Below are 16,345 nucleotides of genomic sequence, written 5' to 3' on the forward strand. Positions count from 1 at the left end.
CCCGGCCGCTCGCGCCACCCACGGCCCTCCCGGCCGTCCCCGACCCCGTCCGGGCCCTCGGCCCCGACGATCCTGACGCTGCATCCGGTCCGTCGCGCGCCCCCGGCGGAGGACCTGCTTATTTGGAGGAAGAACATGTCCCAGCCACCGACCGGCCCGGAGGGCCTTCCGCCCACCGGCCCGACGCCGCCCGCCGCCCCACCGGCCGGCTCACCCGACGCCGACGCGACGGTGCCGCACGCGGCGGTGCCGCAGCCGACCGGCACCGAACCGACCGCGCAGTACCCGGTGGGCCAGCCCGCCCCGCAGCAGTACGCCCCGGGCCAGCCCGTGCCGCCGCAGCAGTACGCCCCGGGCCAGGCCGCCCCGCAGTACGCCGGCCAGCCGGCCTACCCGGCCAGCGCCCCGCCGTACGCCGGAGCGCCCATGTCGGCGCCGCCGGTCTCCGGCCCGGCGTACGGACAGCCGATGTCGGCGCCGCCGGTCTCCGGTCCCGCGTACGGGCAGCCCATGTCGGGCCCGCCCGGTATGGCGCCCTACGGCGCTGCGCCGGCCCCTCGACGGAGCAGCGCGGTGCTGGTGCTGGCCCTGGTGGCCACCCTGCTCTTCCTCGTCAGCGGGGTGATGACCGGGCTGTTCGTGACCAAGAACAACGAGCTGAACCGGACCGAGAAGCGCCTCACCTCGCAGGTCAGTCAGCGGGACGGCACCATCGCGGCGAACACCACCGAGATCGGCCGGCTCAAGACCGAACTGCAGGTCATGCAGGACAAGCTCGACAACACCGAGCAGGACCTGACCGGCACCCGGAACGACCGCGACGAGCAGGCCCGGCAGAAGAAGGTCATCGCCAGTTGTCTGGACAAGCTGACCACGGCGCTGGGCGCTGCGGCGGCCGGCAACAAGAGCAAGTACGACGCGGCGATGAAGGGCCTCGACAAGGTCTGCGACGAGGCCGAGAACTACCTCTGATCCGCCGCGCCGCCCGCCGCCACCGCAGCTCTCACGCGGTGGCGGCGGGGCGGCGGTCGGCGAGCGCGGTGACCCCGGGTGGGGGCAGGCCGGCCGTCGAGGCGAGCAGGGCACACCACCCGAGCAGGTGCGGGGCGAGGTTGTCGTCGAGGGGCGTCCAGGAGGCGCGGATCTCGATGTCGCCGGCCGTGGGTGGGCCGGCCAGGTCACCGAACCGGGTCGACATGGTCTGGGTGACCGTCCCGCCGATCGCCCGGTGCGGGGCGTCCTGGGTGTCCAGGGCGTCGGTCAGCCAGGTCCAGCCGACCCCGGGTAGCAACGGGTCGGCGGCGAGGTCGACCTCCAACTCGGCCGTCACGTAGGTGACCAACCGCAGGGTGCCCTGCCACGCCTCGTGCCCGGCCGGGTCGTGCAGCAGGATCAGCCGGCCGGTGGCCACCTCGTCGCCGTCGCGCAGCACGGTCGCGGAGAGCGCGAACGTGTACGGCGCGAGCCGTTGCGGCGCGCCGACCTCCTCAAGGGTGATCTCCGGCCGGGGCGCCGGCGACCGCAGCCCGGCGACCGCGCGGGCGAAGGTCTCCGGGAGCGCGATCGGGGGGGCCATGTCGGCAGCCTATGCCGCCGTGGGGTCGCCCGCTTCGACGGCGCGCCGACACTCGCCAAGGGGCACCGGTGTGGCGAACGTGCCCTTCCTCTCACCCCCACCCGGTCGCAGCCGGGCGGCGTGGCACGATTGCGGCGATGACCACGGATACCACGGGCACTGCCGCCCGAGACGGACACCCGCGCCCCGGCGGCCCGGCCGACTCGCCCTTCGTCCGGGCGTGCCGGCGTCGACCCGCCCCGCACACCCCGGTCTGGTTCATGCGCCAGGCCGGTCGCTCGCTTCCGGAGTACCGGGAGATCCGGGCCAACGTGCCGATGCTGGAGTCCTGCCGCCGTCCGGAGTTGGTCACCGAGATCACCCTCCAGCCGGTACGCCGGCACGGGGTGGACGCGGCCATCCTGTTCAGCGACATCGTGGTACCGGTCGCCGCGGCCGGGATCGACCTGGACATCGTGCCGGGCACCGGCCCGGTGGTCGCCGAGCCGATCCGGACCGCCGCCGACGTCGAGCGGATCCGCCCGCTCACCCGCGACGACGTCCCGTACGTGGACGAGGCCGTCCGGCAGCTCGTGGTCGAGCTGGGCGACACCCCGCTGATCGGCTTCGCGGGCGCGCCGTTCACCCTCGCGAGCTACCTCGTCGAGGGCGGCCCGTCGCGGACGCACGCCAAGACCAAGGCCCTGATGTACGGCGACCCGGAGCTGTGGCACGCGCTCTGCGCCCGGCTGGCCGAGGTGACCCTGGCCTTCCTGCGGGTACAGATCGAGGCCGGGGTGTCCGCCGTGCAGCTCTTCGACTCGTGGGCCGGCGCGCTCTCCGAGGCCGACTACCGCCGCTACGTGCTGCCGCACTCGACGACCGTGCTGAGCGGGCTGGCGGACGCCGGTGTGCCGCGCATCCACTTCGGGGTGGGCACCGCCGAGCTGCTGGGCGCGATGGGCGAGGCCGGCGCGGACGTGGTCGGCGTCGACTGGCGTACGCCGCTGGACGTGGCCACCGGCCGGATCGGGCCGGACAAGGCGGTGCAGGGCAACCTGGACCCGTGCGTGCTGCTCGCGCCGTGGCCGGTCGTCGAGGCCGAGGTGCGTCGCATCGTCGAGCAGGGCCGGGCCGCCCCCGGGCACGTGTTCAACCTCGGCCACGGTGTGCTGCCGGAGACCGACCCGGACGTGCTGACCCGGGTGGTCGCGCTGGTGCACGAGGTGTCCAGCCGCCGGGCCGACCAGGGCTGACATGCCGATGCGGCAGCCCTGGCGGGTGGCGGTGGTCGGCGGCGGGATCGCCGGGTTGGCCGCCGCGGTCCGCTTGCGCGACCGCGCGCCGGAGGGCACCGAGATCACGGTGTACGAGCAGTCCGGCGCGCTCGGCGGGAAGCTGCGCACCGGTTCGCTGGCCGGTGGACCGGTGGAGTTCGGCGCCGAGTCGTTCCTGATGCGTGACCCGACCGGCGCCGAGAGCGCGGCCGTGACGCTGGCCCGCCGGCTCGGGTTGGCCGAGCGGATCGTCCACCCCACCGTCGGGCAGGCCGCGTTGGTCGTCGACGGCGGGCTGCGCCCCATCCCGGGCGGGACGCTTGTCGGCGTACCCGGGGATCTGGATCGGGTGGCGACGGTCGCGCGGCCGGCGGCGGACGCCGACACCGACGGCGGCCGGCCGCTGGTCGGGCCCGACGCGGACGTCTCGGTGGGCGCCCTGGTTCGTAGCCGCTTCGGGGACGAGGTGGTCGACCGGCTGGTCGACCCGATGCTCGGCGGCGTGTACGCGGGCCGCGCCGACGACCTGTCCCTGGTGACCACGATGCCGGCGCTGGCCCGCGCGGCGCGGGTGGAGCACACCCTGGTCGGCGCGGTCCGGGCCGCGCAGGCCGCAGCCCCGCGCGCGCCCGGTGCGCCGGTCTTCGGCACCCTGGCCGGCGGCCTGGGCACCCTCGTCGAGGCGGCGGTGACGGCCAGCGGGGCGACGATCCGGCGGGACGCCGCCGTGCGCGAGGTGACCCGGACCGGGAGCGGCTGGCGGCTCACCGTCGGCCCGACCCGGGATCCGCAGAGCGTCGACGTGGACGCGGTGGTGCTGGCGGTGCCCGCCCGGCCGGCGGCCCGGCTGCTCGCCGGCCCGGCCCCGGAGGCCGCCGCGGCCGTCGGCGAGCTGGACTACGCGAGCGTCGCGCTCGTCACCCTGGCGCTGCCGCAGCCGCCGCTGCCCGAGCTGTCCGGCTTCCTGGTGCCGAGCACCGAAGGGCTGCTGATCAAGGCGGCGACCTTCTTCACCACGAAGTGGGGGCACCTGCGGCGGCCGGACGGGTTGGCGCTGGTGCGCGCCTCGGTGGGCCGGTACGGCGAGGAGGCGCAACTCCAGCGCCCGGACGCCGACCTGGCCGCGACCGTGCACCGGGAACTCTCGGCGGTGCTCGGGGTCACCCTGCCCGCACCGGTGGAGGGGCACGTGCAGCGGTGGGGCGGCGCGCTGCCGCAGTACACCCCGGGGCACGCCGACCGGGTCGCCACCGCGCGGACTGCGCTGCGGGCCGCGCACCCCACCCTGGTCCTGGCCGGCGCCGGCTACGACGGTGTCGGCATACCGGTCTGCGTCCGCTCCGGCGAGACGGCGGCCGACGAGATCATCACAGCACTGGGAGGATCGGCGAGATGACCGAGCAGACCAACGCGGCCCGGCTGCGAGAGTTGAACGACAGCATCCGCTACACCATGTGGTCGGTGTTCCGGGCCAGCGGTCCGCTGCCGTCGCTGCGGGACAACGTCACCGGCGAGGTCGAGTCCCTCTTCGAGGAACTGGCCGGCAAGGACGTGGTGATCCGGGGCGTGTACGACGTGGCCGGCCTGCGCGCCGACGCGGACGTGATGATCTGGTGGCACTCGGCGTCGAGCGACGCGCTCCAGGACGCCTACCTGCGCTTCCGCCGTACGACGTTGGGCCGGGCGTTGACCCCGGTGTGGTCGCAGATGGCGCTGCACCGGCCGGCGGAGTTCAACAAGAGCCACATCCCGGCGTTCCTGGCCGGCGAGGAAGCCCGCCCCTACCTGTGCGTCTACCCGTTCGTGCGCTCGTACGAGTGGTACCTGCTGCCCGACGCCGAGCGCCGTGAGCTGCTGGCCGAGCACGGGAAGATGGCGCGCGGCTACCCGGACGTACGCGCCAACACGGTCGCCTCGTTCGCCCTGGGCGACTACGAGTGGATGCTCGCGTTCGAGGCCGACGAGCTGCACCGGATCGTCGACCTGATGCGGGACCTGCGCGCCTCCGGGGCCCGCCGCCACGTCCGCGAGGAAATCCCGTTCTACACAGGCCGCCGCCGCTCAATAGCCGAGATCGTCAACTGCCTGGTCTGACCCGCCCGCGCCCCTGCCCGCGCCCCCGCCCCTTTGTCCCCGCGATCTTGCACTTTCTGTCGCGACGAACGGGGACATAAGCCGCGATTTGGCAACCGAAAGTGCAAGATCGCGGCACGGGGCTGCCCGACCCCGTCGATCATGGAGTTGTGGTGCCTGGTTTGCCCGCCCGTGGGTGCTTTGTCGACCACCACAACTCCTTGATCGACGAGGCGGTGCAGGGGCGACGGCGCGGCACGGGGGCGACGGCGCGGCACGGGGGTGACGACGCGACGAGGGCGGCGGGGGGGCTTTTCGCTCAGTGCGACGGGGTGACGGGGAAGGGGCGGAGCATGATTTGTTCTCGGCGTACGCCGTCGGGCATCAGGTCACCCGGCTCGTCGGTCAAGCGGAAGCCGGTGCGGTGGTAGAGGGACTTGGCGCGCGCATTGTCCACCCTGACGGAGAGCCGTAACCGCTCGGCGCCGCGCTGCTGAGCCCAGTGCGCCACCTCGTTCACCAGGCGGTCGCCGACACCGCTGCCGCGAGCGTCGGGGTGCACCCACATCGAGATCAGCTCCCGCGTCAGCGGGTCCGACGTGGGTACGCCGCTCGACATCCCGACCGCACGCCCGGCCAGGACGGCCACCAGGTTGAGGGAGTCGGGGATGCTCAACCGGTCGCGCCAGCGCTGCTCGCGATCGCCGTCGCCCTGCCAGTCGGCGAGCCGTGAGCCGAACGCTTCCGGTGCCTCGGCGAGGGCGGCCAGCCGCAGCTCCCGCCAGATGGGCCAGTCGTCGGGGGTGAGCACCAAGATGTCGATCATGCGGAGATGGTGCCCGGACGGATCGCCCGGGCACCACCGCATTCCTGCCGGCCGGTGCCGCGCCCCCGCCCGGGTGCGGCACCGGCCGGAGGTCAACTGGTCGCCGTGCAGGAGACCAGCGGAACCTGGCCGCTGGCGTTCCCCGAGCCGAGCAGACCGAATGTCGTGCTCTGCCCGGCGGCAAGCGTGCCGTTGTAGTTGACGTTGCGCGCGGTGACCAGGGTGCCGTTGGTGGTGACGGTGGCGCTCCACACCGAGGCGACCTGCTGGCCGTTGGTGTAGTTCCAGCTCACCGACCAGCCCTTGGTGGGTGAACCACCGGCGGTGACCTTCACCTCGGCCTGGAAGCCTCCGGTCCACTGGCCCGTGACCTGGTACGTCGCCGTGCAGGCGCCGGCCGGCGGCGGGGTGCTCGGCGGGGGAGTCGTCGGCGGCGGGGTGGTGGGCGGCGGGGTCGTGGGCGGGGGAGTGGTGGGCGGCGGCGTCGTCGGCGGCGGGGTGGTGGGCGGCGGCGGGGTCGAGCCGCCACCGAAGTCCACGTCACTGCACAGGTAGTACGACTGGTCCAGGTGGCTTGCCTGCCAGATGGTGTAGACGATGTGCCGGCCGGTCCGTCCCGTCGCGCTGACCGGGATCTGGATGGAGACGCCATCGGCCTCCCTGGTCCACTGCGACGCCGGGGTGTTGCCGATCTGGCCGGCCAACTCGAGGTCGTTCCAGCCCAGCGGCTGGGTGGTCGAGTTGAAGCCCTGCTTCGTCACGTACACCCGGATGTAGTCGGCGCCGTGGCTGGCCTGGTCGAAGAAGCGCAGCCGGAAGTTGTTCGCCACCGAGGTGGTCTTCCAGGCGCCGACCGTGTCCATGGCGTTGTAGCGGCCGTTCTGGGTCCGTCCGCCGCTGCACAGTTGACCGTTGGGGATGGCGCCCTGGTGGTTGCCGGCCACGCCTTCCCGGAACAGGCCGTTCCAGTTCCACATGGCCTGCGGGTCGGCCTGCCAGGCCTGCCAGCACATCGGGTCCTCGGTGGCCATGCGCGGGTTCTGGAAGTCACCGCCCCAGCGCTGCCAGCAGCTGTAGCTACGCGAGGGTGGGTCGACGACCGAGCCGTGCGCGGAGGCGGATGGGACCAGCGAGACGCTCAGCGCCGTGGTCAACAGGAGCGTGGCGGCTGCCGCGACGGCGAGCGGCCGGAGCACGCGTGGTGTTCGGGCGATTGTGGACATGGAGCCCCCGGGGGGATGAGGTCGGACGACGACACCCGGACTGCCGGGAGTTGCCCGCTCCCGTGCCTACTCGCTGGCTCCCGCGATAGCTCTATCCGGCACGATGCCAGGTTGATCGTCAGACGTCAATGGCCGCCGGTCGCGCGTCGCGGCGCATCGGGGTGTGCGGGATGCCGTCCTCGACGTACTCCGGGCCGCTGACCGTGAAGCCGTGTCGGGCGTAGAACGCGACCAGGTGCGACTGGGCCTCCAGCACGCTGGGCCGGTCGCCGACGAGGTCGAGCGCCGCCGCCATCAGCCGGCCGGCGTGCCCGCCACCCCGGGCCGCCGGGGCCACCACCACGCGGCCGATCCGGGCGACGCCGTCGGGGTCGGCGAGGATCCGCAGGTACGCCAGCGGCGCGTCGCCGTCGGTCAGCCAGACGTGTCGGGTGCCCGGCTCGACGTCCCGCCCGTCGAGTTCCGGGTACGGGCAGTTCTGCTCCACCACGAACACGTCGATGCGCAGCTTGAGCAGGTCGTGGAGGGTGCGGGCGTCCAGGTCGGCGAAGAGGGCGGTCCGGATCTCGGTGGTCTGCTGGGGCACCCACCGATCCTAGGTCGGGCTGGTTCATCAGGTGTGCGCCCGCTCGGGTGCGAGGTAGGTGGCGGCCACGGCGCTGAGCAGCAGGACTCCGCCGACGAGCACCGGCACAGGGAGCGGTTCGTGCAGCAGCGCCACGGCCAGCGCCGCCGCCGTCAGCGGTTCGAGCAGGGTCAGCACGGCCGCGACGCTGCCCGGGGTGGTGCGCAGCCCGGCGTAGAACAACGCGTACGCCACGGCGGTGGTGATCACGCCGAGGTGCAGCAGCAGCGCCACGGTGTCGAGGCGTACCGGCACGCCGACCCCGGCGACCAGGGCCATCGGCGCCAGGGTCAGCGCACCGACCACGGTGGAGATGGTGGTGAGTGTCATCGGCGCGGTGTGCTGCGACACCTGGCGGCTGATCAGGGTGGTCACCGCGTACCCGAGGCCGGAGCCGGCCGCCGCGAGCAGGCCGAGCAGCGGGGCGGGGGCCGCCGCGCCGGGCTGCTCGGTGGCGGCGGTGATCAGGACGAGGCCGGCCACCGCCGCGGCGAGCGTGCCGAGTCGCAGCGGGCCGGGGAGCCGACGGGCGTGCACCGATTCCCAGGCCGCGGCGAGCACCGGGGCCAGGCCCAGGCTGACGATGGTGGCCACGCTGACCCCGGCCCAGGCCACGGCGGCGAAGTAGAGCGCCTGGTAGAGGCCGAGGCCGACGCCGGTGAGCAGCAGCGGTACGGGTGCGGCGCGCAGGGTGGCCGCGATCGCGCGGAGCCGGCCGGCGGCGCACGCCAGCAGCACGAGCGCGGCGATGGCGAGGCGGTGGAAGCCGATGCTCACCGGGCTGAGCCCGGTGTCCTCGCGCAGTAGTTGCACCGCCACGCCGGTGGTGCCCCACAGCACTCCGGTGACGGTGATCTGGATCAGGCCGCGGCGGGTGCCGCTGCGCGCGGACGAGGCGCCCGCCGCGGTACGGGTGGTGGACACGGAAGCGCTCCGAAGGGTGAGCCGTTGACGGGGACGACGTCGACGGAGCGCGTACAACACAGTGGCCGAGCAGGGTCAGGTCACCCGGTCGGCGAGAGGCGCGCTCCGCTCAGGAGCGCGGCGGGGGCAGGACGCCCAGGAATGGCCGCATGGCGACGACCGTACCGCAGCGTGGCGGTCCGGTTGGCCCACAGCCGGGCCGACGCGGTCAGGCCGGGCGTGCGCCGACGGCGTCGCGGATCTCGGCGCCCTCGGCGCCCTCGACCGCGCGGGCGCAGTGCCCACAGCAGAAGAATCGGCCGTTGACCTCGACGCCGTGCCCGACGATCTTGATCTGGCAGTGTTCGCAGATGGGTGCCATGCGGTGGATCGCGCACTCGAAGGAGTCGAAGGTGTGCACGTCGCCGCTGACCGTGTGGACCTCGAACGCCATCCAGTAGTCGTTGCCGCAGACCTCGCAGGTTGCCACAGGAACCCCCCGTATCAGGACATGTGCCCCCAGAGTGCCCCAGGGTTGGGCGGCGGCGGGCGAATTATCGCCAGTTGGCCGGGCTGTGCGGCGCGTCGGCGTGTCGGGCGTTAGGCCAGGTGAACCGCCGTGACCCCCGGAGGATCGCCATGATCAAACGTAACAAGCTCTTCGGCAGCCAGACCCGGGTGACCTTCTGCCTTCCGCCGGACGCGCCGCCCGGTCCGGTGAGCGTCGTGGGTTCGTTCAACGACTGGGAGCCCGGCCGGCACGAGTTGGTGGCCCGCCGCGACGGCACCCGGACGGTGACCGTGCGGCTCGGCCCGGGGGAGTACCACTTCCGCTACCTCGCCACCGGTGGCGTCTGGCTCGACGACGAGACGGCGGACGAGGTCGACGGCAGCGGCAGCCTGCTGCGACTCTGAGAGGTCAACTCGTCACCATCGATGCATTTATCGACGGCGCTCTTTACTGTTAATAAAGTTTAAATTACCTTGGGGGCACCTCACCGCACCTGCAGAAGGAGCTGCCCCCATGCGTCGAAGAATCACCGTCCCGCTGGTGGCGGCGGGCGCTGTCGCCGCCACCCTCACCGTCGCCGCGCCCGCCCAGGCGCACGGCTACGTCTCCGCCCCGCCCAGCCGGCAGGCGCTCTGCGCGCAGAACAAGGTCCCCGACTGCGGGCAGATCAAGTACGAGCCGCAGAGCGTGGAAGGTCCCAAGGGCCTCAAGAGCTGCAACGCCGGCATCACCCAGTTCGCCGTCCTCAACGACGACAGCCGGGGCTGGCCGGCCACGTCGGTCGGCAGCTCGCTGACCTTCACCTGGGTGAACACCGCCCGGCACGCCACCAGCAACTGGGAGTACTGGATCGGCAACACCCGCGTCGGCGTGGTCAACGGCAACGGGCAGCAGCCCGGCGCGACGGTCTCGCACACCGTCAACCTGGGTGGCTTCTCCGGACGGCAGAAGATCCTCGCCGTCTGGAACATCTCCGACACCGCCAATGCCTTCTACTCCTGCATCGACGTGCAGATCGGTGGCGGCGGGTCGACGCCCACCCCCACGCCGACCACCTCACCCACGCCCCGACCGACCACCAGCCCGACCGCCGCGCCGACGACCCCGCCCCCGACGGGTGGCAGCTGGACGGCCGGCCGCGCGTACCAGGTCGGTGACCAGGTCACCTACGGCGGGGCGACGTACCGCTGCCGGCAGGCCCACACGGCGATCGCCGGCTGGGAGCCGCCGAACGTACCGGCGCTCTGGCAGCAGGTCTGACCGCACGGGTGCGGCCCCGGCCGCACCCGTGTCGCCGCCCCCACCCGATCGGAGCCCGGCATGCCCCGCGCAACCTACCTGGCGTGGTTGGTCGCCGCGTCGCTGCTCGCCGGCGGCTGCGCCGGGCCGTCCCCGCGCCCACCGACCCCCGCGTCCCCGGTGGTCGCCGACTCCGCGCCGGCAGCCGCCGACCTCAGCGGCATCGACGTGGTGTTCCTGAGCACGATGGTCGGGCACAGCGAACGCACCCTGCAGATCGTCCGGCTCGCCCGGGATCGGCTGCGCGACGACGCGCTGCGCACCCTGGCCGCCGCCATCGAGGTGACCGAGGCGGACGAGTTGTCGGCCATGCGCGGCTGGCTGCCGACGAGCGGGCCGGGCGCCAGCGCCGCCGCGGGTCACGACCACGCCGGGCACGGCGACGACGCCGCGCTCGACCGGCTGCGGGCCGCGTCGGACGCCGACGTCGACCGGGTGCTGCGCGAGGTCCTCGCCGACCACCAGCGGGCCGCCGCCGACCTGGCCCGGGCCCAGGTCGGCGTCGGCCGCGACGAGCGGGTCCGCGACCTGGCCCGGCGGATCGACAAGTCCCGGTCCGCCGAGGTCCAGCTACTCAGCGGGTACGACGATCAGGTCAGCGGGGTTCCAGGCGCACCGAGATCGAGTTGACGCAGTGCCGAGTGTCCTTCGGCGTGAAACCCTCGCCGTGGAACACGTGCCCGAGGTGGCTGTCGCAGCGGGCACAGCGGATCTCGGTACGGGCCATGCCAAGGCTGCGGTCCTCGATCTCCTTGACCCGACCCGGGATGGCGTCGTCGAAGCTCGGCCACCCGCAGTGCGAGTCGAACTTCGTGTCGCTGGAGAAGAGTTCCAGGCCGCAGGCCCGGCAGTGGTAGACGCCCGGCGTCTTGGTGTCCACGTACTCGCCGGTCCACGGGCGCTCGGTGCCGTGCTCCCGCAGGACGTGGAACTCCTCCGGGGTCAGGCGGACGCGCCATTCGTCCTCGGTGGTGGGCAGGTTGTTGTCGTCAAGACTCACCCGTCAACGGTACGTCGAACGTCGGGGGCGTGGCATAAGGTCGCGGGATGGGTGGCACCAAGGCAGTCGCCGAGGTCGAGGTGGCCGGGCACACCGTACGACTCAGCAGCCCGGACCGGGTGATCTTCCCGGAGCGGGGCTTCACCAAGGCCGACGTCTTCCACTACTACCTGGCCGTCGGTGACGGGATCATGCGCGCCCTGCGGGACCGGCCCACCACGCTGCAACGCTTCCCCGAGGGCGTCGAGGGTGAGGCGTTCTTCCAGAAGCGGGTGCCCACCCGGGGCGTGCCGCCCTGGATCACCACCGCCGACATCACCTTCCCGAGCGGTCGCGGCGCGGCCGAGTTGTGCCCGACCGACCTGGCGCACGTCGCCTGGGCGGCCCAGATGGGCACGATCGTGTTCCACCCGTGGCCGGTACGCGCCGCCGACACCGACCGCCCCGACGAGCTGCGCATCGACCTCGACCCGCAGCCCGGCACCGACTTCGCCGACGCGGCCCGGGCCGCCGCCGAGGTGCGCGTCGTCCTCGACGAGCTGGGCGCGACCGGCTGGCCGAAGACCTCCGGGGGTCGCGGCGTGCACGTCTACCTGCGCATCCAACCCCGCTGGACGTTCACCGAGGTGCGCCGCGCCACCATCGCCCTGGCCCGGGAGGTCGAGCGTCGCAACCCGGACCTGGTGACCACCGCCTGGTGGAAGGAGGAACGCGGCAGCCGGGTCTTCGTCGACTACAACCAGATGGCCCGCGACCGGACGATCGCCTGCGCGTACTCGCTGCGCGCCAACGCCCGGGCCACCGTCTCCACGCCGGTCACCTGGGACGAACTGCCCGACGTCGACCCGGACGACTTCGACCTGCGGACCGTGCCGGCCCGGCTCGCCGAGAGCGGTGACCCGCACGCCGGCATCGACGACACCCCGTGGGACATCACGCCCCTGCTGGAATGGGCCGACCGCGACGCCGCCGCCGGCCAGGGCGACCTGCCGTACCCGCCGGACCACCCGAAGATGCCCGGCGAGCCCAAGCGCGTGCAGCCCAGCCGCGCCAAGCGCACCCCCTAGCTCCCTTCTTCCGAGGGCGGCCGGGCCGTCCACGCCACGAACCTGTCGAACAGCTCCCGAGGGTCCGGTACCGCGTCCGGGTTCAGCTTCAGCATGTCTGCCGTCGCCTCGAACAACTGGCTCGCCAGGTAGACCGACAACCCCACCCGATCCCGCCGGTACTGCACGGTCAGCAGCAACCGGGCCGGCGGGCACGGCCAGGCCGCCGCACAGACGCGACACAGCCACCGCGGACGCATCGGAGTGTGCGGGCGGATCCCCATCCGCTGGTGGTGATGGGCCGGCGAACCGTTCGACGTAGACATGCCCCTTACGGTGACCGGTAAGTTGACCCGGGTCAAGGAGTCGGGTCAACTGTTTACCGTCCGCCATATGGATCTGGTGGGCGCTGCGGAGATTCGCGCGATGCTTGGTGGCATCAGCAAGCAGCGCGTCTACGTGATCACCAGCCACCGAAACTTCCCCGAGCCGGTGGCTGATCTGGTGCAGGGCAAGGTCTGGCGCAAGTCGGATGTGGTGGCCTGGATTCGGGAGCATCGCCCGGAGTTGGCCGAGGGCTGAGTGCTCCGGTCCAGCGCTTCGACGCGGCCGATTCTTGTCGTACACCTGTTCTAGAATTTGCTGGTGATCGATGAGTTGGCGCGGGCGGACCGGGCGGTGGCGGCGTGCGCCGATACCGCCGTCTGGGCCCTCGCCGACCACGACCTGATCGCGGCGCTCGATGCCAGCCACCGGCTGGCGCAGCGCCTGGCGGCCGCGCAGTTGGCGCTGGTGCGCGAGTTGGACGGGCGCGGCGTCGCGGTGGCGCAGGGCGCGTCCTCGACGGCGGTGTGGTTGCGCGAGCGGCTGCGACTCGACGTCTCGGCCGCGCGCCGGCTGGTCGCCCTCGCGGCCTCGGTCGACGTCGCGCCACCAGGTGTGCGCGAGGCGTTGGCGGGCGGCACGGTCAGCGTGGAGCAGGCCCGGGTCATCGCCGACACGGTTGCCACGGTGTCGGCCGTGGCGGGTACGGAGGTGGCCGACAAGGCGGTCGGCGTGCTCGTCGAGTGGGCGGGGCGGTTCGACCCGACGCTGCTGCGGCGATTGGGCACCCGGATTCTCGACCACGTCGCCCCCGACCTTGCCGACGCCGCCGACGCGGCAGCCCTGGAAGCCGAGGCCGCCCGGGCGGCCCGCGACCGGCACGTCACCGTCTCCGCGCAGACCGACGGGCGGCTCCGGCTCAGCGGCATCCTCGACGCCGAGGCCGCCGCGCTGCTGCGCGCCGCCATCGACCCGCTGAGCGCGCCCTTCGGCCCCGACGACACCCGCTGCGCCGGCCAGCGCCGCCACGATGCCCTCGCGGACGTGTGTCGGCTCGCGCTGCGCACCGGCGAGCTACCCGAGACCGGCGGCGATCCGGCCCAACTCGTCGTGACCACCAGCTACGACGGGCTGACCCGGCAGGTGGGCGCGGGCACGCTCGACGTCGGCCTGCAACTGACCCCCGAAGCGGTGCGTCGGGTCGCCTGCGACGCCGCCGTCCTGCCGGCTGTGCTCGGTGGTGCCGGGCAGGTCCTCGATGTCGGCCGGCAACGCCGGCTCGTCACCGGGCCGCTGCGGCGGGCACTGGTGCTGCGAGACCGCGGTTGCGCCTTCCCGGGCTGCGATCGGCCGCCGCGCTGGTGCGCCGCTCACCACATCCGGCACTGGGCCGACGGCGGCGCGACCAGCCTCGACAACGCCGTCCTGCTCTGCGGCCACCATCATCGGCACGTCCATCAGAGCGACTGGCTCGTGCGACTGGGCGACGACGGCCACCCCGAGTTCGTGCCGCCGGCCTGGCTCGACCCCGACCAACTCCCGCGCCGTAACCAGTTCCACCGGCGGACGTAGGGGCAGTTGACATTGTCGATACCCTGCAAGGCGCTGGTCGGGGGAGAGGTGGCTGATGCTCGAGGACGTCACGTCGGTACGGGTGCTCGCCTACTTCCCGTGTCAGCTCTCCGCGTCGGCCGGGGCCGAGGGTGCCGTGCCTGCGGGGTGGCGCGTCACCGACGGCCTCGACGACCTGGCGTTGCAGCCCTACGGTCAACGGCTCCTCGACGAGCTGCTCGGCAGCATGCCCCGGCCGATCCAGGAGATCAGCGGTGGCGCGGAGGTCCTGCGGACGGCCGGGGAGGAGATCGACCCCGCGCTGGTGCCCAGCACCGAATCCGGGGCGTGGCAGGTGGTCTCGGCCCGGATCAGCCTCTGGAACGTCGACTGTGGTCTGCTGTGCGTCACGTACCAACTGCCGGACGGCATCGTCGGCGGCACCGGCGACGTGGTGGCCGAGGTCGCCCCGCCGGTGCAGCGGATGGTGCCCGCGGCGACGCGGCTCCTGCGTGCTGTCCTGCCGGCGCCGGACGGCGCGGACGAGGTCTTCGTCCTCTGGGCCAACACCACCTTCGCCGTCCGGGTGGACCCGGACTGCGATCCGGCGCGCCGACGTGCCATCGCCGAGCGGTTCACCCCGGACGGTGTGGACTGCACGCCCGACGGCATCCCCGATGGCGTGTTGCGGGTCGGCTCGCACACCACGGCCGTGGTCGGTGATTTCGGGTCGCGCCCGGCCCTGCTGTTGGCGCGGCTGACCGGGGTGCACCACGTCTGCTGGGCTGCGGCCCTACGCTACGACGCGGTGCTCTCGGCGGAGCTGTCCCAGATCGACCCCGGGCGTGGCGGCGTGTCGATGACTGCTCTCGAAGACCAGGCCAAGCGCATTCTCGGTGGCTACCACCGCATCCGTCTGTTCCGGCTCGGCTACTCGTCCGTGGAAGCGCACCTCGACGCGGCCGGCGGCACCGTCTGGAACGCGTTGGAACAGCAGTGGAAGTTCCGACTCGTGCTCAGCACGCTGGACGAGCGGCTCGACTTCGTCCGGACGCTGCACCAGCAACTGGTCGGTCGCCTCCAGGACCGGCGGTCCCGCCTGCTCAACGAGCTGGTGCTCGCCTTCACCTTCCTCAACATCTTCGCCATCGTGCTCGCCGCACTGACCTTCGTGGCGCTGCCGAGCCTCGACGTGGGGCTGCTGGCCTCGGCGATCGGGATCGTGATGCTGCTGGCGAACCTGACCGCGTACCTCGCGTTCCGTCGCCAGATGAACAACCCGGGTCGGGCCGGTGCGTGATCCGGCGGTCGTCCACGGGGGACGGTGACCGGGCGGCATCGCTGGCACACTGACGCCCATGGTCGACTGGTTTACGCAGGTCGAGATGGGCCCGGACGTCATCCGGGTCGCGGAGCCACACGTCAACGAACTCCTGTCGGCGAACCTCTGGTGGTTGTGCGGCGCCGACCGCGACATCGTCATCGACGCGGGGCTCGGCGTCGTCGCCCTGCGACAGGCGATCCCGGGCATGTTCGCGCGCGACCCGCTGGTTCTGCTCACCCACGCGCACCTCGACCACGTCGGCGGGGCGTCCGAGTTCACCGACCGGGCGGCCCACCGTGCCGAGGCGGAGGTGCTGGCGACGGGGGTGCCGGCGAGCCTGTACGGCGCGGAACTCTACGACAAACTCGGCATCGACGCGGCGGGGGAGCCGGTCCCGGACCTCCTGATCGATGTCCTGCCGGACCCGGGCTACGACCCGACGTCCTACCGCATCGAGCCCATGGCTGTGAGCCGTGTGCTCGACGACGGTGACCGGGTCGACCTGGGCGGGCGGGAGCTGACCGTGCTGCACCTCCCCGGTCACACGCCGGGCAGCATCGCCCTGTTCGAGGAGCGCACCGGCATCCTCTACTCCGGCGACGTCGTCTACGAGGGCTGGCTGATCGACACCCTGCCGAACTCCGACGTGGCGGCCTACCGGCGCAGCATGGAGTTCCTGGCCGACCTCGACGTGGCCGTCGTCCACCCCGGTCACGGGGACAGCTTCGACCGGACGCGCCTGCGCCAGTTGGCGCGGGCCTACCTCAAACGGACGGCGTAGCGCGCGGCAAGATCGGTAGCATCGCCG

Annotated in this window: 20 protein-coding genes; 12 read left to right on the forward strand and 8 right to left on the reverse strand. The window is 72.8% G+C overall.

What is annotated here, in order from left to right; genetic code table 11:
- The first annotated feature begins 135 nt into the window (after positions 1–135).
- Positions 136–972, forward strand: a complete 837-nt coding sequence (locus ACN263_RS06855) for a hypothetical protein (protein WP_422738973.1) — start codon at positions 136–138, stop codon at positions 970–972.
- Between the two features lie 31 nt (positions 973–1,003).
- On the opposite strand, the gene ACN263_RS06860 is transcribed toward ACN263_RS06855, so the two are convergent.
- Positions 1,004–1,576, reverse strand: coding sequence for a DUF3000 domain-containing protein (locus ACN263_RS06860; RefSeq protein WP_422738974.1), 573 nt, complete (start codon positions 1,574–1,576; stop codon positions 1,004–1,006).
- 137 nt (positions 1,577–1,713) lie between these two features.
- Between ACN263_RS06860 and hemE the strand changes: the two genes are divergently transcribed.
- From hemE to hemQ, 3 genes are read left to right on the forward strand one after another with little or no spacing between them, the layout of a single operon-like run.
- A complete protein-coding gene (gene hemE / locus ACN263_RS06865; RefSeq protein WP_422738975.1) occupies positions 1,714–2,811 on the forward strand; it encodes a uroporphyrinogen decarboxylase in 1,098 nt (365 codons plus the stop codon).
- A 7-nt stretch (positions 2,812–2,818) separates the two neighbouring features.
- On the forward strand, positions 2,819–4,228 hold the full coding sequence (gene hemG / locus ACN263_RS06870; RefSeq protein ID WP_422740617.1) for a protoporphyrinogen oxidase: 1,410 nt from the start codon (positions 2,819–2,821) through the stop codon (positions 4,226–4,228).
- Entirely contained in the window at positions 4,225–4,926 is a 702-nt protein-coding gene (gene hemQ, locus ACN263_RS06875) for a hydrogen peroxide-dependent heme synthase (protein ID WP_422738976.1), read from the forward strand. The genes hemG and hemQ overlap by 4 nt, the downstream gene beginning before the upstream one ends.
- Before the next feature lie 298 nt (positions 4,927–5,224).
- On the opposite strand, the gene ACN263_RS06880 is transcribed toward hemQ, so the two are convergent.
- The 5 genes from ACN263_RS06880 to ACN263_RS06900 all read right to left on the reverse strand — a co-directional run bounded on the left by ACN263_RS06880 (position 5,225) and on the right by ACN263_RS06900 (position 8,972).
- Positions 5,225–5,731, reverse strand: coding sequence for a GNAT family N-acetyltransferase (locus tag ACN263_RS06880; protein ID WP_422738977.1), 507 nt, complete (start codon positions 5,729–5,731; stop codon positions 5,225–5,227).
- 92 nt (positions 5,732–5,823) lie between these two features.
- Complete coding sequence (locus ACN263_RS06885; protein ID WP_422738978.1) at positions 5,824–6,954, reverse strand: lytic polysaccharide monooxygenase auxiliary activity family 9 protein; 1,131 nt, start codon at positions 6,952–6,954, stop codon at positions 5,824–5,826.
- Between the two features lie 118 nt (positions 6,955–7,072).
- Positions 7,073–7,540, reverse strand: coding sequence for a GNAT family N-acetyltransferase (locus ACN263_RS06890; RefSeq protein WP_422738979.1), 468 nt, complete (start codon positions 7,538–7,540; stop codon positions 7,073–7,075).
- A 27-nt stretch (positions 7,541–7,567) separates the two neighbouring features.
- Positions 7,568–8,503 carry a DMT family transporter gene (locus ACN263_RS06895; protein WP_422738980.1) on the reverse strand — a complete coding sequence of 312 codons (936 nt, stop codon included), beginning with the start codon at positions 8,501–8,503 and terminating at the stop codon, positions 7,568–7,570.
- A 208-nt stretch (positions 8,504–8,711) separates the two neighbouring features.
- Positions 8,712–8,972 (reverse strand): hypothetical protein, encoded by a 261-nt coding sequence (locus tag ACN263_RS06900; RefSeq protein ID WP_007456992.1) that lies wholly within the window; start codon positions 8,970–8,972, stop codon positions 8,712–8,714.
- 149 nt (positions 8,973–9,121) lie between these two features.
- Here ACN263_RS06900 and ACN263_RS06905 point away from each other — a divergent pair, with 149 nt between their 5' ends.
- The 3 genes from ACN263_RS06905 to ACN263_RS06915 all read left to right on the forward strand — a co-directional run bounded on the left by ACN263_RS06905 (position 9,122) and on the right by ACN263_RS06915 (position 10,922).
- Positions 9,122–9,397, forward strand: a complete 276-nt coding sequence (locus ACN263_RS06905; RefSeq protein ID WP_422738981.1) for an isoamylase early set domain-containing protein — start codon at positions 9,122–9,124, stop codon at positions 9,395–9,397.
- A gap of 109 nt (positions 9,398–9,506) precedes the next feature.
- The gene (locus ACN263_RS06910; protein WP_422738982.1) at positions 9,507–10,253 is read left to right on the forward strand and encodes a lytic polysaccharide monooxygenase; all 747 of its coding nucleotides are present in this window, start codon (positions 9,507–9,509) and stop codon (positions 10,251–10,253) included.
- 60 nt (positions 10,254–10,313) lie between these two features.
- Positions 10,314–10,922: a DUF305 domain-containing protein gene (locus tag ACN263_RS06915; protein WP_422738983.1), complete on the forward strand. Its 609-nt coding sequence runs from the start codon at positions 10,314–10,316 to the stop codon at positions 10,920–10,922.
- Here ACN263_RS06915 and msrB read toward each other — a convergent pair.
- Complete coding sequence (gene msrB / locus ACN263_RS06920; RefSeq protein ID WP_422738984.1) at positions 10,888–11,292, reverse strand: peptide-methionine (R)-S-oxide reductase MsrB; 405 nt, start codon at positions 11,290–11,292, stop codon at positions 10,888–10,890. The genes ACN263_RS06915 and msrB overlap by 35 nt on opposite strands.
- A gap of 47 nt (positions 11,293–11,339) precedes the next feature.
- Between msrB and ligD the strand changes: the two genes are divergently transcribed.
- Positions 11,340–12,359 (forward strand): non-homologous end-joining DNA ligase, encoded by a 1,020-nt coding sequence (gene ligD, locus ACN263_RS06925; protein ID WP_422738985.1) that lies wholly within the window; start codon positions 11,340–11,342, stop codon positions 12,357–12,359.
- Here the strand turns inward: ligD and ACN263_RS06930 are convergent.
- Positions 12,356–12,664, reverse strand: a complete 309-nt coding sequence (locus ACN263_RS06930) for a hypothetical protein (protein WP_422738986.1) — start codon at positions 12,662–12,664, stop codon at positions 12,356–12,358. The two genes, ligD and ACN263_RS06930, sit on opposite strands and share 4 nt — an antisense overlap.
- A gap of 10 nt (positions 12,665–12,674) precedes the next feature.
- Between ACN263_RS06930 and ACN263_RS06935 the strand changes: the two genes are divergently transcribed.
- From ACN263_RS06935 to ACN263_RS06950, 4 genes are all read left to right on the forward strand, one after another.
- Positions 12,675–12,920 carry a hypothetical protein gene (locus ACN263_RS06935; protein WP_422738987.1) on the forward strand — a complete coding sequence of 82 codons (246 nt, stop codon included), beginning with the start codon at positions 12,675–12,677 and terminating at the stop codon, positions 12,918–12,920.
- A 63-nt stretch (positions 12,921–12,983) separates the two neighbouring features.
- Positions 12,984–14,234, forward strand: a complete 1,251-nt coding sequence (locus ACN263_RS06940; RefSeq protein WP_422738988.1) for a DUF222 domain-containing protein — start codon at positions 12,984–12,986, stop codon at positions 14,232–14,234.
- Between the two features lie 55 nt (positions 14,235–14,289).
- Positions 14,290–15,513 carry a hypothetical protein gene (locus ACN263_RS06945; RefSeq protein WP_422738989.1) on the forward strand — a complete coding sequence of 408 codons (1,224 nt, stop codon included), beginning with the start codon at positions 14,290–14,292 and terminating at the stop codon, positions 15,511–15,513.
- Between the two features lie 58 nt (positions 15,514–15,571).
- Positions 15,572–16,318 carry an MBL fold metallo-hydrolase gene (locus ACN263_RS06950; RefSeq protein WP_422738990.1) on the forward strand — a complete coding sequence of 249 codons (747 nt, stop codon included), beginning with the start codon at positions 15,572–15,574 and terminating at the stop codon, positions 16,316–16,318.
- Positions 16,319–16,345: the final 27 nt, after the last annotated feature.

Origin of the sequence: Micromonospora sp. WMMD729 (assembly GCF_049315225.1) — a bacterium.
Lineage (GTDB): Bacteria > Actinomycetota > Actinomycetes > Mycobacteriales > Micromonosporaceae > Micromonospora.

What these genes read in the sequence shown, in the direction of transcription:
- ACN263_RS06855 (WP_422738973.1), top strand. Translation starts at nt 136, where the DNA reads ATGTCCCAGCCACCGACCGGCCCGGAGGGCCTTCCGCCCACCGGCCCG.
- ACN263_RS06860 (WP_422738974.1), bottom strand. Translation starts at nt 1,576, where the DNA reads ATGGCCCCCCCGATCGCGCTCCCGGAGACCTTCGCCCGCGCGGTCGCC.
- hemE (WP_422738975.1), top strand. Translation starts at nt 1,714, where the DNA reads ATGACCACGGATACCACGGGCACTGCCGCCCGAGACGGACACCCGCGC.
- hemG (WP_422740617.1), top strand. Translation starts at nt 2,819, where the DNA reads ATGCGGCAGCCCTGGCGGGTGGCGGTGGTCGGCGGCGGGATCGCCGGG.
- hemQ (WP_422738976.1), top strand. Translation starts at nt 4,225, where the DNA reads ATGACCGAGCAGACCAACGCGGCCCGGCTGCGAGAGTTGAACGACAGC.
- ACN263_RS06880 (WP_422738977.1), bottom strand. Translation starts at nt 5,731, where the DNA reads ATGATCGACATCTTGGTGCTCACCCCCGACGACTGGCCCATCTGGCGG.
- ACN263_RS06885 (WP_422738978.1), bottom strand. Translation starts at nt 6,954, where the DNA reads ATGTCCACAATCGCCCGAACACCACGCGTGCTCCGGCCGCTCGCCGTC.
- ACN263_RS06905 (WP_422738981.1), top strand. Translation starts at nt 9,122, where the DNA reads ATGATCAAACGTAACAAGCTCTTCGGCAGCCAGACCCGGGTGACCTTC.
- ACN263_RS06910 (WP_422738982.1), top strand. Translation starts at nt 9,507, where the DNA reads ATGCGTCGAAGAATCACCGTCCCGCTGGTGGCGGCGGGCGCTGTCGCC.
- ACN263_RS06915 (WP_422738983.1), top strand. Translation starts at nt 10,314, where the DNA reads ATGCCCCGCGCAACCTACCTGGCGTGGTTGGTCGCCGCGTCGCTGCTC.
- ligD (WP_422738985.1), top strand. Translation starts at nt 11,340, where the DNA reads ATGGGTGGCACCAAGGCAGTCGCCGAGGTCGAGGTGGCCGGGCACACC.
- ACN263_RS06930 (WP_422738986.1), bottom strand. Translation starts at nt 12,664, where the DNA reads ATGTCTACGTCGAACGGTTCGCCGGCCCATCACCACCAGCGGATGGGG.
- ACN263_RS06945 (WP_422738989.1), top strand. Translation starts at nt 14,290, where the DNA reads ATGCTCGAGGACGTCACGTCGGTACGGGTGCTCGCCTACTTCCCGTGT.
- ACN263_RS06950 (WP_422738990.1), top strand. Translation starts at nt 15,572, where the DNA reads ATGGTCGACTGGTTTACGCAGGTCGAGATGGGCCCGGACGTCATCCGG.